This window comes from Tychonema sp. LEGE 06208 (assembly GCF_015207505.1).
Taxonomy (GTDB): domain Bacteria; phylum Cyanobacteriota; class Cyanobacteriia; order Cyanobacteriales; family Microcoleaceae; genus Microcoleus.
In genome coordinates this window covers 65,021-81,548 of the sequence record NZ_JADEWT010000016.1, presented here as the reverse complement: position 1 = coordinate 81,548, position 16,528 = coordinate 65,021, and the positions used below count along the sequence as shown (strand labels likewise).

The following is a 16,528-nucleotide window of genomic DNA, read 5'->3' as shown; positions in this document are numbered from 1 at the left end:
CGCCCGTAATTTGGCCCTCAATCTCTATCGGGAGCAGGGGGAAACTAATATGGCTCAAGCTCAACGTCAGGCAGGATTTGGCCTTGAATTCCTCAAAACCCTATTCAGAATGAAATAGCCCTGACTTTAGTGCCTAACAAATTAATTTGATTTAAAATTATTTCACCAACTTTCATTATTTTTTTGAGAATAGGCGTTACAGCGCGAAGACTCGGTAAAAACCCGGTTTCTCTGACGCAGTGCGTAAGTCCCGATCGCACTCAATTCGATCGCAAATCTTCAAAATCGCCAAAATCCTCAATTCTTTGCTGAATTGCCAAAAGTGCGCTCGGCATTGCCAGTTTTGATGAAAACTCGCTGGTTGATGCTAAAAATTGGGCGATCGCACCTATCAGATCCTCAAGTTCTTGTTCTAATTTTTGTTGTAACTTTGATTCTACTTCTAATTCTATTTTATCTCTAAGTTTTTCTTCAATCTCTTGTTCTAATTTGTGGCGTAAATTCTCCGACTGTGCTTTTTTCCTTTGTTGTTGTTTTTCGCGATCGATTTCAACTCTTTTCTTAATTGCTTCCTCAGCGATGCGAATATTTTCAGCAATAGGTACACCTTCAGGAGTAGTCATCGGCCCGTACCATGTCGCTTGTGAATCTGGGGGATTGCGACGACCAAAAAAGACCCGAATCGCTTCATCATCATCCCGATGCGATAGCACGTAAGCTTTTAATTCGACTCTGCTCATTTCATCAAAGTTCGGTTTCATCCAAAAACCTCCAAAGTCCATTACTAGATACGATTACTTCCAGCTCATCACTTACGAAAATATATACTTCTCTGGTTTGAGCATTAAAACGGAATAGTTGAATATCTCGGTAGTAGCTAGAGAACATCTGGCAGACGCGCAGACAGGCTTGGGCTTGTTCGTCAGTAGGATTAATCGATCGTTCCTCAATTGTGGCACAAACTTTAGGATATAATAATAACTTTGTATGGTGCGTCGCTGGGAGATTTGCGAGTTTATTGAGAGATTGTGGATGGCGACGCACCCTACGGTATATACTGCCGTGTCCTCCTCCCCGCCCCGGACACGGCAATGCCGTTTCCCTACCTCATCTCGTACCCAAACAAATTCGGATCGACTTCTCCCAAATTCAAATCGGCCAAACCATACTCAGCCCAACGCCTTTCTACCATCGCCGCCACATCCGGATCGGACTCCAAAACTTCCCCCCATTCGTGATCGGTTTCCGGCGGCATCTTCGTAGTAGCATCAATCCCCATTCTGCCGCCCAAACCAATCTTTTCACTGGCAAAATCTAACGTGTCAAAGGGCGTATTTGGCAGAATAAATACATCTCGAACTGGATCGACTTTAGAACTAATTGCCCAAACTACTTGACGCGGGTCGCGAATGTTGATACTTTTATCCACAACAATCACAAACTTAGTGTAAGTAAACTGCGGTAATGCACTCCAAAATGCTAAAGCAGCCCGACGCGCTTGACCGGGATAGGCTTTATCGATCGAGATAATTGCTGCTTTATAACTCAGCGCTTCCATTGGTAAGAAGAAATCGACAATTTCCGATACTTGCTGCCGCAAAATAGGGGTATAAATGCGGTTAAGCGCGATCGCCATCATTGCTTCTTCTTTCGGCGGCCGCCCGCTAAATGTCGTTAGATAAATCGGGTCTTTGCGGTGCGTCATGCAGTTGAATCGCACCAGCGGCGAATCTTCCACGCCGCCGTAATAACCCATGTGATCCCCAAAGGGCCCGTCGGGCAGAACTTCCCCCGGTGTAATCGTTCCTTCTAACACGATTTCCGAGTCCGCCGGTACTTCCAAATCTACGGTTTTGCACTTCGCTAAACTCACGCCGGAACCGCCGTAAAGTCCCGCAAATAACCATTCCGATAAATCTACAGGAATTGGCGTTGCTGCGGCGAGGATGATTAAAGGATCGACTCCCAGGGCGATCGCAACTTCCAACTTTTTACCAGCCTGCGCCGCTTTCCGCAAGTGCCGCGCGCCTCCCCGGACAGATAACCAGTGGACAGTCATCGTGTTTTTTGACTGCAACTGCAAGCGATAAACGCCCACATTCGGCGTACCGGTTTCGCAATCCTTAGTAATTACCAAACCCAGGGTGATAATTTTGCCCGCATCTCCCGGATAGGGGCGAATCATCGGGATTTTGTTCAAATCCACGCCTTCTCCTTCAAATACCACTTGCTGACAAGCTGGGAAGAAGTCGCGGCCTGGTTTGGCTTTCACTACGTCGAACAAAACTTTGCCGAATTCTATGGCTTGGGATATCTTTTTGGGCGGTTTTGGCTGTTGTAGCATTCCCAATTTTTTGCCGAGCTCTTCTAGTTCGATCGGCTTTTCCATGTTCATCGCCCAGCAAACCCGTTCTTCTGTGCCCAACAGGTTAATCGCCACGGGGAAATCTGCCCCTTTGACGTTTTCAAACAAAAGTCCGGGGCCGCCTTTGACCAGCATTTGGTTGGAAATTTCGGCAATTTCGAGGTCGGAATCGACTAAAGCGCTAATTCGGCGCAGTTGTCCCCTTTCTTCTAGGAGTTTCAGGAATCCCCGCAAATCTCTAGCCATTTTTTTTAAGAATTGTTAAGTGTATTTATTTTATTATTAGCCCATCGGCCACCATAAAGTTAAGCTACCATTGTCAGTTAATGAAAAATCCCCGACGTTCGCCCGATCGATTCCGCCACAGCCGCAGTTCCCGTCGCCAGCAGTTTTATCCGCTTCAAGCTGTTAGCCAACAAGGTTTTGAGCCTCGATTCCCGTTGAGTGGCGAAGGTGCGGAAAGTTCGAGTGCCCCAGAAACAGCCGTAAAGTGCGATCGGGAAATTGCGATTTTGCTGCTAGATGCAGAAAACTTGAAACTCGACATTAATTCGGAAAAGTTTTTAGCCAGTTTGTGCAGCTATCCCCTGCAAGTTAAGATTGCTTTTGCTAACTGGAAAAACCCCAGCACCGGTAAGCTGGATACTGAATTGTACGATCGCGGTTACGAACTAATTCACGCTCCGGGCGGCGCTAGCAGCGCTGATGGTAAAATGATTGCTTTTGGTGCTGCTATTTTATACCGCTATCGGGATGTCCGAGAAGTTTTTGTTTGTTCCTCCGATGGTTTGTTAAATCACCTCTGCAATCAATTACAAAATCAGGGATTGACTGTGTTTCGGGTACGCAGTCAAAATGCTGTGTTGTCTGTAGAAAATCATCTGACTGGGGAGAGCAATCACTATTCTTGCAAAGAGGAAGTGGAACTCCCTACTTTTGCAGAACTGGCAAATAAAATTGCCGATTTGCTGAAGGCAGAACACCAATCTATCGAGGAGCGGATAGCTTGGTTTTCTAGTGTTACTCAACTTTTTCAAGAGCGCCGCGCTATCGAATTAAATTCTATAAATTCCACCAATTTAGGAGTATTGTCGTCACTCAAAAACGAAATTACTGCGACAGAAGAACCCGCCAATTCTCTTCCCGTCGATCAAAATATTGAAGGTCAGAATTTTCCAGAAATTTTACCTTCTAATTCAATTGCTATTGATTCGCTTGACACCTTAGAAAAGATACTTTTAGAGATGATTGAAGCGGCGATATTTGAGTCTAAAGAGGATGCTATTTCTGTAACCAAGCTTAAAAAAATATTTTTCAAGAAATATCAATGTCATGCCGATGTAATTGTAAAACATTTTTGGGCTAATTCCAGTTTGATAAAATTTTTGCAATCGCGACATTGGGTTTTTCAACTGACATTAAATGGCAGCGAGCATCAAGTGGCGATCGCTCAAAAAGAGGCACCGTCACAAACTGACTCTCCGGCAGCGCTGGAAGCATCTGAGGAAAAATTATGAGAGCTTTAACCGCTCAATCTCCAGGCGCTTACATTTCGATTAACCAGGTAGCAAGTGAATTTCATAACAATACGGTCAACCAATTACCAAAAAGCTGAAATCTCTCAAATTAGAGAGTAATTTTCTCGACTTTTTAAAGTCATCTCAAACATTTAAAGTGCAAAAAAAAGGTAAGGGGTATCAAGTGGCGATCGCCCCAGCCTCATTTTTTTAATCTAATTAATACTTAGGCACGGGTATCGGAAACCGGGTTTGTGTATGAAAAAACTTGATTGTGACCCGCAGATTTAATAAAAAACCCGGTTTCTTTGGTCAGGAGTGCGTAAGGGGAGCATCTCCATCGCAAAAAGGATTGTTTTTTTACAGTGCGAGCGTCCTCGCTCGCGTGCTTTACACAGCACGCGAGCGGGGACGCTCGCACTACAAATGCAAAACTGAAATCTACCCTGCGTAACTCCTGCTAATGTTAACCATAGATTAAAGAAATGTTATCGTTTTGGCGGTCATTTCTTAATCGTTAAAAACTTAATCTGATGTTAACCATAATTTAAAACAAGCTTATTATTTTCTCTGTTTTTAGTTAGGATTTCAGTCTATTCTATGGAAGAGATTTGCAAAGCCTGCTATTAATACTAAGGACAAGGAGTTATGGTTTTCTTCACTAAAAGCTGGCGACGCGGCTTGATAGTTACGCTAGCAGTAGCAGCATTTTCGCTCTCGTTGATTACTTCCGCTGTAGCTGCGGTAACACTAAACGGTTCGGGAGCAACTTTCCCCAAACCTTTGTACGATCGCTACTTCTCTCAGATGAGAAGTGCAAATCAAATTACCGTAAACTACGAAGGAACAGGCTCCGGTGCCGGTATCCGAGCATTAATTGCAGGCACGGTTGACTTCGCAGGCAGCGACGCGCTGATGAGTTCCCAGCAGATATCTCAGGTAAAGCGCGGTGTAATGGCAGTTCCGACAGCAGGCGGCGCGGTTGCAGTTGTCTACAACTTGCCCGGAGTCAACAATGTTAGGCTAAATAGCGATGCCATGAAGGGCATTTTTGAAGGCAAAATTACCCGCTGGAATGACCCTAAAATAGCAGGAATTTCTGGACAAGCTAAAAATTTGCCAAATACTGCAATTCGAGTAGTTGTGCGGGCAGATAGCAGCGGTACAAGCTTTATTTTTAGCAATCACTTGCAGGCAATTGGCAGCAGCATCAAAGGTGCCGCTCAACCGAGTTGGCCCGGTGGCCCTCTAAGTGGTCAAGGAAATCCTGGCGTAGCAGGTTTGGTGAAACAAACAGCGGGTGCAGTTGGCTACGTTCAAGATACTTACGCTAGGCAAAACAAGCTCCAAACAGCATTTATTCAAAATAGAGCTGGTCGGTTTGTAGATCCTAGTTTAGCAGAAGCTGAAAAAGCTTTCTCAGGGGAAGCCTTCCCGGCTGACTTCCGTTTAGTAGAAGGAAATCCCAATGATGGATATCCGATTGTGGGCTTGACTTGGCTGTTAATCTACAAACAGTATCCTGCGGCGAAAGCAGATGCTATTAAAAAGATGGTTAATTGGGTGATGACTACAGGTCAAGGTATCAACAAACAGCTAGAGTATACCTCGATTCCGCAAGGGACAGCTCAAAAGGTGATTCAAACAGTGAATCAGAGTGTGGTTGCTAGAGGTTAATTCAAATTTGTTCAGGGAGTTATGAGTTTTGACTTAAATGTATGATTCAAAATTCATAAATTTCAGGGGCTTTGGTGTGCAGTACACACCTTATTCATGAAACTTACGCACGGGGGTCAGAAACCGGGTTTTTTTACGAAAAGACGCGCTGTAGTCAGCAGATTACGTAAAAAACCCGGTTTCTTTGTCGAAGTGCGTAAATCCTGAGTTTCTCTATTCAAGATTTCGCTGTTTACGCCATAACTCGGTATGACCAATTCTTCAAAGAAACCGAAAAAATTGACTCGGAAGCCTGCAGCAATCAACACCCACGTAGATTTGACTGATACGAAGGGTGAAGGTTTGTGGCTAGAGTCGGGATTTACTGTATTTGTATGGGCTTTTGCTTTAGCGACGGCGGGCATCCTGTTCTGGATGAGCGGGATAATTTTTAAGGATGCTTGGCCTGCTATTAGCAAGTTTGGACTGGAGTTTTTGTGGAATCCCAAATGGGATATCGGAGAGTTACAGTTTGGGGCTTTGCCGTTTATTTACGGTACAGTAGTTAGTTCTGCGATCGCCATTATCATCGCAATTCCTTTAGGACTTTCAGTAGCTATCGTTACCAGCGAGAACTTTTTGCCTGCTTGGGTGCGATCGCCCTTGGGATTCATGGTTGAATTAATCTCAGCCATTCCCAGCGTCATCTTTGGACTTTGGGGAATCTTTGTGTTAATTCCCTTTCTGCTACCTTTACAGCAGTCGCTATTCAACAATTTTAGTTGGTTTCCCCTATTCAGCAGCGAACCTTTTGGGCCGGGAATGCTGCCCGCTGGAATACTTTTATCGATTATGATTCTGCCCACAGTAGCCGCCATCAGCCGCGATGTCTTGCTGTCAGTTCCAGTAGATTTGCGGAGTGCTTCAATGTCCCTCGGAGCTACCCGCTGGGAAACCATATTTAAGCTGTTATTGCCAGCAGCAAGTTCCGGAATTATCGGAGCGACCATCTTAGCATTGGGACGCGCTTTGGGCGAAACAATGGCAGTCACAATGGTAATTGGCAACTCCATTCAAATCAACAAATCTATATTAGCTCCCGGCTACTCAATTCCCGCTGTTTTGGCAAGTCAATTTCGGGAAGCTCAAGAAGAGCTGCACATCGGCGCTTTAATGTATTTAGCCCTAATTCTATTTGTCATCACCCTGTCGGTGAACGCAATAGCAGTATTGCTGGTTCAGCTAATCGGTGTTAAGGGAGCTAAGAATTAAAGATGAGTCAAGCACAAAAATCAAACAGTATTCTGGATGCAGAAATCTACAGCCCCCTGTCGCTGAGCCGAAATTTGTTCAGCCGGGGAATGACAGTTATCGCCTTCGCTCTTACAGCTCTAGCCCTGCTGCCTTTGTTCGCTATTTTGTACAAAATTTTAGGGGAAGGACTGACACATTTGAGCTGGGAAGTGCTAGTATCTCTGCCCGCACCCGTGGGAGTTGAAGACCAGCCCAACGGCTTTGCTAACGCGATTCTCGGCACCGCTTTAATGGTAGGAATTGCCACATTAATCAGCGTCCCAATCGGCGTAATGACGGGAATATTTCTGTCAGAATTTGGCAGAGAAAACAAGGCAATGGCGAATACCATCCGTTTTATCACCGTCATTCTCAGCAGCGTTCCCTCAATTGTTGTCGGTGTGTTTGCTTACGCTTTAATTGTTGTAACAACCAAGGCATTTTCAGGATTAGCTGGCGGCATTGCTCTCGGTATTATCATGCTGCCCGTTGTGGCGCTGACAACAGAACAAGCATTAAAATTAGTGCCTGCTTCTTACCGCCTCGCTTCTGCAGGTTTAGGAGGCGGGCGCTTTCAAACTATTTTTCGGATTATTATTCCCTCAGCACTTCCGACTATTACCACAGGCATTTTACTCGCAGCATCCCGCGCCGCCGGCGAAACAGCACCCCTAATTGTAACTGCCTTGTCGAGCCAATTTTGGCCTCCTTTAGTTGAGAAATTGGGCGAGATAGTTCAGTCTCCCATCGGCGCAGAAACCCTCTCGAAAATCCAAGAAATTCCCGAGACACTGCTGACTCCAACTCCTTCTATGTCAGTATTAATATACAGTTACGCCAGCTCTCCTTACAAGGAACAAAACGAATTGGCGTGGACTGCTGCTTCTGTCCTTTTGGGAATGGTTTTAATTACTAGCTTAGCCTCCCGCGCCGTCACTCGCAAACGCTTGCAAGATAGGTAAATGGCTGGTGAAGGAAGAAGGAAGAAGGAAGAGGGAAGAAGGAAGAGAGAAGAGGGAATCCCAAGGGCTTCGCTCAGGGTAAAAGAAGGGTAAAAACAGCTATTTGTCTATCCATGATTTCGGAAATGAGTGCATAGCTATCAAGACGAACTAAATAATGCCATCAGGTAATATTTTACATCTACTAAAAATCTACATTCAACACTAGAAAAACTGCAAATGATGAAACCCAAAAGCAACTTAAAAGCTGACAAATATAGCGACCAATTTTTAGAAGACGCGACTCCTGAAATCGACCCAAATGCCATGCCAGCCTTGCGGGTTCAGGACTTGAGTTTCTCCTACGGAACTCACAAAGTGCTCGAAAATTTGTCAATGAATATCCCTCACCCGCAAGTGACGGCGATTATCGGCCCTTCAGGTTGTGGCAAATCAACATTTCTTAAAGCTCTCAACCGCATAGGCGAATTGGAAGGAAAAGTTCAAATAAAAGGCCGGGTGGAGTTTTTTGGACAGGATATTTACAGTCCTAAAGTCAATATTAATAGTTTGCGCCGCCAAATGGGCATGGTGTTTCAAAGACCGAATCCTTTTCCGCTGAGCATTTACGATAATATTGCTTACGGAGTGCGTATTTTTGGTCGCAAAAGCAAAGCAGAGTTAGACGAAATTGTGGAATCTGCCCTGAAAAGTGCGGCGCTTTGGGATGAAGTGAAAGACAATTTGAAGAAGTCGGCGCAGGGGATTTCGGGCGGACAGCAGCAGCGGCTTTGTATTGCTCGCGCTTTGGCGGTGAAGCCAAAAATTTTGCTGATGGATGAGCCTTGTTCTGCTTTAGATCCGATTTCTACTATGAAGATTGAGGAGTTGTTTCAGACTCTGCGACAGCAGTTGACTGTGGTGATTGTAACGCACAATATGCAGCAGGCGGCTCGGGTTTCTGATTATACGGCTTTCTTTAATACTGATGAAAGTCGCATCGGCCACATGGTGGAATTTGGGCCAACAAGTCGGATTTTTACTTCTGCAAGTAATTCGAGTACAAGGGATTATATTCAAGGCCGTTTCGGTTAATAAGTAGAAGGAAGAAGGAAGAAGGAAGAAGGAAGAAGGAAGAAGGAAGAATGTTTATACAGCAAGCTTTTTAGCCATCTGTATCTTACTTTTAACTAAGTGGATTTACTTGCTTACACCTTGAACCTTTTTCAGAACAGGTAAGATGCCTGTTCCACAACAGGCAAATATTTTTGTGGAGCACGCATCTTGCCTGCTATAGTTATGGAAACCGCCAAGGTTCAACGGGACGTTATATCGTTTCCGGTTGCATCGGAATGATTTAACCGCAGAGAACACAGAGAACACAGAGGGAGACTAGAGAGATATGAATAATTCCGATGAAGAGCGGAATTAATATTATTAATTGCTGAAACTATTGCGGGAAATTGCAATTTTCTTCTTCCTTCTTCCTTCTTCCTTCAACATCTGGCTATATGTCTTCACCATTGCTAAAGCGAGAATTGGGTGTTTTTGGCGCTACTCTCATGGGACTCGGCTCAATCGTGGGCACGGGAGTATTTGTGAGTATCGGAATTGCGGCGGAAATTGCGGGGCCGGGAGTGATTTTGGCTGTAGGTATCGCTGCTTTGGTTGCTGTTTGTAACGGCTTGAATAGCGCTCAATTAGCGGCGAGTCACCCTGTTAGCGGCGGTACTTATGAATATGGTTACAAATATCTCAATCCTTGGCTGGGTTTTACTGCCGGCTGGATGTTTTTGTTGGCTAAAACGGCTTCTGCTGCTACTGCTGCTTTGGGTTTTGCGGGGTATTTTTTAAATGCAGTTGGTGTTACCGATCGCACTTACCTGATCCTAACAGCATTAATCGCCCTCGCCGCCCTAACTTTAATTGTCTTAACCGGAATCAGGCGATCGAATATTGCCAATACTGTCACAGTCTCAGTTACACTCTTATCTCTGGCTGTCTTTATCGCTGCAGGTTTACCAGAAATCAGATGGGAAATAGCCACTGTACAAAATGATAGTTCGATCGGCTCCATCCTCCAGGCCACCGCCCTGATGTTTGTCGCTTATAGCGGTTACGCCCGCATCACCACAATGAGCGAGGAAGTGCGGGAACCGAGGGAAACCATTCCCAAAGCCATAATTTTCACTTTGGTGCTGACAATGCTGCTTTACGTGGGGGTAGCAATAGTTGTCGCAGGCGTGGGGGGATCTGATAAATTGTCCCTGCAAACAGACAGCACGGCTGCACCTTTGGAAGTCCTCGCCCGCAGTTTCCCCACTCCGGGAGTTTCTCAACTGCTAGCCGTCGGGGCAATTACTGCCATGCTGGGAGTATTGCTGAACTTAATTTTAGGCTTGTCGCGCGTCTGGCTGGCGATGGGGCGGCGGCTGGATGTGCCCAGAGTCTTGGCGCGGCTGAATCCCTCGGGCACAACGCCCTATGTGGCTGTGGTATTTGTCGAAATTACGATCGCACTTTTAATTTTAGTCGGCGATGTCAAAACCACTTGGTCATTCAGTGCCTTTAGCGTTTTGATCTACTACGCTATCACCAACCTCGCAGCGCTGCAACTTTCCCCCGCCCAAAGGCTTTACCCGCAGTGGCTGGCTTGGGTTGGATTGGCTGCGTGTCTGTTTCTGGCTTTTTGGGTGGAGAGGCAAATTTGGCTGACTGGGTTGGCGTTAATTGCAGCAGGTTGGATTTGGCGGGCGATCGTCCGGCCGCCGACAAGAAACTAACATTATGATAGATTGAGACACCATCCCGCATTGTAGAGGGCCATGCCCGATCGAACTTCCTTCCTAGCCACTCAAGAATCAGTCGCATTCAGCGCCATCAGTCGCTATATCGCTCAAACACTAATTACCATTCAGGAACAACATCCCGAATGGATAGCTGAAAAATACAGGAAAACCCCCTGGGCCAAACCTGATTTTCAGTCAGTTTTGATTGAAAAATTGACCAAAAGTTTCCAAGTAGCCAGCGATACCAAATCCCTGCTGCAGACTGCGAAAAAATATCTCCAAATTCTGCTGATTCCAGAATTCATTAATTCATCTCAATTCAGCAAAATATTTGCCCAAATTCAGCAGCTAGCCACAGCCCCATCACAAAACTCAGTTTCCCCAAAACCTCCAAATCCCACCGCAAACCAAACACATTCGCTTCCTGTCGGCATAGCCATCTTGCTGCTAGATGTCGAAAACTTGCAACTCACCATCGAAACCGAAAAATTCCTAGAAGGAATTTGCCACTATCCCATCCAAATCAAAGTAGCCTTTGCCAACTGGCGCAGCATGGGCAAAAAAGATACCGAATTTCACCAGCGCGGCTATCAACTGATTCACGTCCCCCCCGGTAAAGACAGCGCCGACTTAAAAATGGCAACAGTAGGCGCATCAATTTTCGTACATTATCCCACAGCAAAAGAGATTTTTGTCTGTTCGTCCGATCGCGCCCTCACCCACCTCAGCAATACACTACAAGCCCACGGATTAACCGTATTTCAAGTCCGCAAGCAAATAGATCAAATCATAGTTTTAAACAGTAAAACCGGACAAGTGGAAACCCATTCCCTCGTGACTTTACCCGAAATAACACCCGTAGAACAATTAGTTATTCAGCTAAAAGAATTAATCAAAAAAGAGCAAAAGCTCACCTCAACCCAGTGGATTAAGATTTCCACAATTTCAGCTTTATTTACAGAAAATTACGGTTTAGTCCTAAATCAAATAGTTGCCCAGCATCTCTTAGGAACTAAAACCAGAGATATATTTCTCAAATATCCCACCGATTTTGTTCTTCACAAACCCTCAGAAAAATCTCAAACTTATGTCACTCTCTTTGAAGTTAAATCACCCCCCCCACCGCCCATACTTAACAAAGAAAATGTGAATCACACCCAAACAGCACCGACCAGCTTAACCAATATTAATTCTCTCGAAGACTTGGAAAAAGCTATAGTCAAAATAGTTAGCGACTTAACCGACAACTCTCCTCAAAATTCTGTATTTCTCTCCAATGTAGGCAGCGAATTTCACAGACAATACGGCAAACAAATTACCCAAACAATTAAAGAATTTAATTTTGGCAGAAAACTCCCTAACTTTTTGCAATCATGCACTTCTCTCAAGCTAAAAAAAAGCGAAAAAGGCTGGCAAGTTTCCCTAAATTAATTATTGGTTATTGGTTATTGGTTATTGGTTATTGGTTATTGGTTATTTGTTATTGGTTATTGGTTATTTGTTATTGGTTATTTGTTATTGGTTATTTGTTATTGGTTATTGGTTATTGGTTATTGGTTATTTGTTATTGGTTATTTGTTATTGGTTATTGGTTCCCCAATTTCCAATTTCCAATCCCTCCGCTTCGCTCCGCCCAATTCCCCATCCCTCCGCTTCGCTCCGCCCAATTCCCAATTCCCAATTCCCAATTCCCAATTCCCAATTCCCAATTCCCAATTCCCAATTCCCAATTCCCAATTCCCAATTCCCAATACCCAATAACTTGAGTTATCATACAATCTGGACGTAAAGAAATGTAAAGGGATATGCAGGACAAAGTTGTGGTTGTGGTGGGTGCGACTGGCGGCATCGGTTCAGCAGTAGCCCGCAAACTCGCCGATGCGGGTGCGACGCTAGTGCTCGCCGCCAGAGACAGCAGTAAATTAGATGCTTTAGCAAGCGAACTTTCAACAACAGAGGTACTGTGCGTACCTACAGACATCACCGACTTGTCGCAAGTCGAGACGCTGATGCAAAAAACTGTCGAACATTTCGGACAAATTGATGCCCTCATAAACGCCGCCGGTGCCGGAATTCTCAAGCAGTGGAACAAGTTAGAACCCGCTGATTTAGATGCGATGCTTGACTTGAACTTGAAAGGCAGTTTTTACACATCTCAAGCCGCCGCGAATGTGATGAAAGAGCGCAAATCCGGTCACATCTGCAATGTCATCGGGATTTTGGGCAAGCATTCGATGGCGATGGGAACTGCTTATTGTGCTTCAAAGTTTGGAGTAGTTGGTTTTAGCAAGTGCATGGCAGATGAGCTGCGCCGCTACGGCATTAAATTTACACTATTCTATTTTGGTGGGGTGGATTCTCCGTTTTGGGATAATGTGAGTTTGAAGGTAGACCGCTCAAAAATGCTGAGTACCGAAACCGCTGCAAATGCGATTATGTTTGCTCTTTCATCTGACCCGCAAGCTGTGCCGCTGGAGATTAATATTCAGCCGGAAAGTCATTTATTTTTCTAGTAGTTTGTAGGGTGCGCCGAGGCGCACCGATTCAGTTTGTATGATATTCTTATCGCACCGATTGACCCCAAAACAAGTACAATCCCAGCCTTAATTCATAGATTCTCCCAACATTTTAGACACAAGTTCAATGTTCCAGATTCATCTGTGGAGTAAAGCTAAAATCTAAACTCTAAAATCTACTGGGCTAAGGCAGTGCCACCAAACTCAAGTTATCCCAGACACCTATTTTTTTTTAAGTGCCGATGTCTTTATACCTTGAGAGAGAGTTATAATATTCAATCTTGAGGTTATTATTAGTAGCGCGCACGAGAAAAATATGAAAAATATGAAAAATATCCATTACTCTGTCCCTATCTTGCAGTTTTCCACTGAAAATCAGCCGATTTTCCCTTCCTCAGTTTCCATTTTCAATTATTGATTATGGAATTCGATCGCATTCTGTTTTACGTTGAAAATGCTAAAGTATCCCGCGACTGGTTTGTCAGCCACTTAGGCTTTAAATCAATCGCAGGTTCTTCCAACAGCCACACTAGCACTGAATCTGTCAGCAGCGGTAATGTATGTTTTGTTTTATCTTCACCCCTGACACCCGCTAGTCCCGCCGCTAGTTGGTTGAAGTTTCATCCTCCCGGAATTGCCGATGTGGGTTTTCGGGTAAAAAATATCGAATTAGCAGTAGCTAGAGCGGCTGCAGCAGGCGCTCAAATTCTGGAACCGATTCAAAAGAACCTAACAGCAGCAGGCTGTTTTAAACTGGCAAAAATCGCTGGTTGGGGAGATTTAAGCCACACGCTGGTTGAGCCAATAGAAGAAAATTTAGCGCTACCCGCTTCTGGTAAGCTGTCGCTGTTTACCTTAATCGACCACGTAGTTTTAAATGTTGAATCGGGCGATTTGTCAAGTGCTGTTAGTTGGTATCAAAAAATATTAGGTTTTACGCCGCAGCAAAATTTTGACATTAAGACTGAAAATTCGGCCTTGCGAAGCCAAGTGATGATGCACGCTGAAGGTGGGGCGCAATTCCCGATTAACGAACCGGCATCGACTAATTCTCAAATTCAAGAGTTTTTGAGTGCAAATCGGGGGTCAGGAATTCAGCACATGGCTTTACAAACTGCTAATATTGTAGGGGTTGTTACCGATTTGCGATCGCGCGGTTTGCCTTTTCTGCCAGTTCCTTTAACATATTACTCCGAATTGCAACAGCGGCAAAACTATCTGCCCGCAGATTGGCGAGCAATTGCAGAGTCTCAAGTTTTGGCAGATTGGCAAGAAGATGCTCCCGCAGCAATGCTGTTGCAAATCTTTACCCAGCCAATTTTTGACGAACCGACTTTCTTTTTCGAGATTATTGAGCGCCGAGTTTCTTTAGTTAACGGCAAACAGGTGCAAGCTGGAGGTTTTGGGGCTGGCAATTTTCGAGCTTTGTTTGAGGCAATCGAACGGGAACAAATGAAGAGGGGAAGTTTAATCGATGATTGATAAAAATGCCAATTTACGGCTCATGCAGGCCTGTTTGTCAGCACTGCGATATCAGTCCACCCGTAGGCAATTTCCTTGACAGCAACTCCTGCTTTATTTGTTTGGTGTTCGTCCACTTTTTCACCTCCCAAAAATTCATAAAATTTGCAGGCTGAATTGTCTCCCAGTACCCAAACCAGCATCGAATTCAAATTTAATTCTGCCAATTTTGTAGCAACTTTTTTCACAAGTTGCTGTCCGATTCCCTGACGCTGATATTCCTCCAAAATATAAATAGCAAATAATTCTCCTTGATAAACATATTTGCCAGTACGCTCGCAGCCGCCCGCAGCAAAACCCACAATTTGCCCGGATTCATTCTCAGCAACGCAGACAAAATCCCCAGTATTTTTGACGTTTGACAGGATTTCTTGCCAGTTGTTTTCTCGTTTTTGATATGACAGTTGCGCGAGGTAATCCGCTGGTAAAAATTTTCGGTAAGCTGTCCGCCAAGTGTCTAGATTGACTCGGGCAATTGCAGGTGCGTCAGCAATTTTAGCTTCTCTCACGATCATCAGAAAATACTCCTTTCGGGCCCTGAAATTCTTGATTGTATTCTAAGCAAACTATGCGATCGCGCCCTTCTAGTTTAGCTCGATACAGCGCGCGATCGGCTTCTCCAATTAACCCCTCAATGGATAAACCGACAGCAGGCACAACATTAGTGACTCCGATACTGAGAGTCACAAACTTACTTACCTTGGAATCAGCATGAAGAATTTCCGCAGCATTCAAATCGCTGCGAATTAATTCAGCTACCCGCATAGCTCCCTTAACCTCAGTCCGCGACAAAATTACCGCAAATTCTTCGCCACCGTAGCGGGCAGATAAATCGCCTCCCCGCCTAGCATTTTTCTCTAAAATTTTAGCTACTTTTTTTAAACATTCGTCGCCTCTTTGATGCCCGTAGCGATCGTTGTAAAGTTTGAAAAAATCGATATCCAGCAAAAGCAAAGACAGTGGCGCTGTCTCTCTAGCCATCCGCTGCCACTCCGATTTTAATGCTTTGTCAAAACTGCGACGGTTAGCAATCTGAGTCAAACCGTCAATAGATGCGAGTTCTTGCAATGTTTGGTTAGCAGCTTCTAACTCTAATTTCGCCTGTTCTAAAGCTAAGTTTTGCTGGGCTAATTCTTCGCTTTGCCGTTTTTCTTGCTCGTACAAAAATCGGATTGAAGCTTCGGCTTCTTGCAGTTCTTTCTCTGCATATTTGCGCTTGACAAACTGCCCTAATTGAGAACCGACAGCAGCCATCATCTCAAGCAAATCTTCATCGAGAGGCTGTTTTTCCTGGCAGAAAAAAGTCATTACCCCTACCACTTGACGGCTGGCGCGAATCGGGAACCCAAAAGCCGATCGCAATCCTGCTTTGGCTGCTAAGTGCGATCGCACACAATTGCGATCTTTGAGAATATCCGTAATCCATTGCGGAAAACCAGTGTTCCAAACTATTCCCGGTAAACCCGCACCAGGCTCTAGATTAATCTGCTGGCAATTTTCCACAAACTCCCCAACTTCAGTCCCCCTGCGCCAAACTCCCACTCGCACCAAAAAAGGAATATTTTCAATAACATTATCTGGTGCAGCCAACAAAAAAGGTATTTTGTCGCGGCTATTTTCCGCATCAAATTTACTCTCTTTTTCATCCACAGGCGTCCAAAGCTCGCCAATATCCCATCCCAAACTTTCACAAATAGCTTGGAAAATTTTCGGAGTGGCGCTCTCTAAAGAACCCGCTTCTGACATAATACGAGCTACTGCATACTGTGCTGCTTGACGTTTTTTTATGCGCTGTTCCTCAGTGATATCCCTACCCACGCCGAATATGAGTTATAGCAAATGTTTTGAACAAGCATTTAAGCTCATCCTGAACTAAGCGGTTAATAGCTATAATGATTAATTAAATAAGCGATTTGCATTATTTATATTG

At 44.7% G+C, this 16,528-nt stretch carries 15 protein-coding genes; 9 read left to right on the top strand and 6 right to left on the bottom strand.

All coding sequences use genetic code 11. The features are described from left to right. Positions 1-260: 260 nt before the first annotated feature. The 3 genes from IQ263_RS06865 to IQ263_RS06855 are packed head-to-tail and all read right to left on the bottom strand — an operon-like array spanning position 261 to position 2,611. On the bottom strand, positions 261-761 hold the full coding sequence (locus tag IQ263_RS06865) for a DUF6887 family protein (protein WP_194066763.1): 501 nt from the start codon (positions 759-761) through the stop codon (positions 261-263). Next, positions 745-1,092, bottom strand: a complete 348-nt coding sequence (locus IQ263_RS28275) for a DUF6888 family protein (protein WP_228049850.1) — start codon at positions 1,090-1,092, stop codon at positions 745-747. Before IQ263_RS28275 ends, IQ263_RS06865 begins: the two co-directional genes overlap by 17 nt. Positions 1,093-1,102: 10 nt before the next feature. After that, positions 1,103-2,611 carry a UbiD family decarboxylase gene (locus IQ263_RS06855; RefSeq protein ID WP_194066762.1) on the bottom strand — a complete coding sequence of 503 codons (1,509 nt, stop codon included), beginning with the start codon at positions 2,609-2,611 and terminating at the stop codon, positions 1,103-1,105. Positions 2,612-2,691: 80 nt separating this feature from the next. Between IQ263_RS06855 and IQ263_RS06850 the strand changes: the two genes are divergently transcribed. The 7 genes from IQ263_RS06850 to IQ263_RS06820 all read left to right on the top strand — a co-directional run bounded on the left by IQ263_RS06850 (position 2,692) and on the right by IQ263_RS06820 (position 11,992). After that, complete coding sequence (locus IQ263_RS06850) at positions 2,692-3,882, top strand: NYN domain-containing protein (RefSeq protein WP_228049849.1); 1,191 nt, start codon at positions 2,692-2,694, stop codon at positions 3,880-3,882. A gap of 648 nt (positions 3,883-4,530) precedes the next feature. Beyond that, positions 4,531-5,559, top strand: coding sequence for a phosphate ABC transporter substrate-binding protein PstS (gene pstS, locus IQ263_RS06845; RefSeq protein WP_194066761.1), 1,029 nt, complete (start codon positions 4,531-4,533; stop codon positions 5,557-5,559). Between the two features lie 249 nt (positions 5,560-5,808). Then, positions 5,809-6,810, top strand: a complete 1,002-nt coding sequence (gene pstC / locus IQ263_RS06840) for a phosphate ABC transporter permease subunit PstC (protein ID WP_194066760.1) — start codon at positions 5,809-5,811, stop codon at positions 6,808-6,810. A 2-nt stretch (positions 6,811-6,812) separates the two neighbouring features. Further along, a complete protein-coding gene (gene pstA, locus IQ263_RS06835; protein WP_194066759.1) occupies positions 6,813-7,793 on the top strand; it encodes a phosphate ABC transporter permease PstA in 981 nt (326 codons plus the stop codon). Between the two features lie 222 nt (positions 7,794-8,015). After that, entirely contained in the window at positions 8,016-8,867 is an 852-nt protein-coding gene (gene pstB / locus IQ263_RS06830) for a phosphate ABC transporter ATP-binding protein PstB (RefSeq protein ID WP_228049855.1), read from the top strand. A gap of 416 nt (positions 8,868-9,283) precedes the next feature. Further along, positions 9,284-10,555, top strand: coding sequence for an APC family permease (locus IQ263_RS06825; protein ID WP_194066758.1), 1,272 nt, complete (start codon positions 9,284-9,286; stop codon positions 10,553-10,555). A gap of 42 nt (positions 10,556-10,597) precedes the next feature. After that, a complete protein-coding gene (locus IQ263_RS06820) occupies positions 10,598-11,992 on the top strand; it encodes a PIN domain-containing protein (protein ID WP_194066757.1) in 1,395 nt (464 codons plus the stop codon). A 147-nt stretch (positions 11,993-12,139) separates the two neighbouring features. Here IQ263_RS06820 and IQ263_RS29745 read toward each other — a convergent pair whose 3' ends face one another. Beyond that, positions 12,140-12,319: a hypothetical protein gene (locus tag IQ263_RS29745; protein ID WP_194066756.1), complete on the bottom strand. Its 180-nt coding sequence runs from the start codon at positions 12,317-12,319 to the stop codon at positions 12,140-12,142. A 47-nt stretch (positions 12,320-12,366) separates the two neighbouring features. Here IQ263_RS29745 and IQ263_RS06810 point away from each other — a divergent pair, with 47 nt between their 5' ends. Together IQ263_RS06810 and hppD are read left to right on the top strand one after the other, a co-directional pair. Continuing rightward, positions 12,367-13,074, top strand: coding sequence for an SDR family oxidoreductase (locus IQ263_RS06810; protein WP_194066755.1), 708 nt, complete (start codon positions 12,367-12,369; stop codon positions 13,072-13,074). 423 nt (positions 13,075-13,497) lie between these two features. Next, on the top strand, positions 13,498-14,559 hold the full coding sequence (gene hppD, locus IQ263_RS06805; protein ID WP_194066754.1) for a 4-hydroxyphenylpyruvate dioxygenase: 1,062 nt from the start codon (positions 13,498-13,500) through the stop codon (positions 14,557-14,559). A gap of 20 nt (positions 14,560-14,579) precedes the next feature. Here the strand turns inward: hppD and IQ263_RS06800 are convergent, their stop codons facing one another. Beyond that, positions 14,580-15,113 carry a GNAT family N-acetyltransferase gene (locus IQ263_RS06800; RefSeq protein ID WP_194066753.1) on the bottom strand — a complete coding sequence of 178 codons (534 nt, stop codon included), beginning with the start codon at positions 15,111-15,113 and terminating at the stop codon, positions 14,580-14,582. Then, positions 15,094-16,416: a diguanylate cyclase gene (locus tag IQ263_RS06795; protein WP_339384787.1), complete on the bottom strand. Its 1,323-nt coding sequence runs from the start codon at positions 16,414-16,416 to the stop codon at positions 15,094-15,096. The genes IQ263_RS06800 and IQ263_RS06795 overlap by 20 nt, the downstream gene beginning before the upstream one ends. Positions 16,417-16,528: the final 112 nt, after the last annotated feature.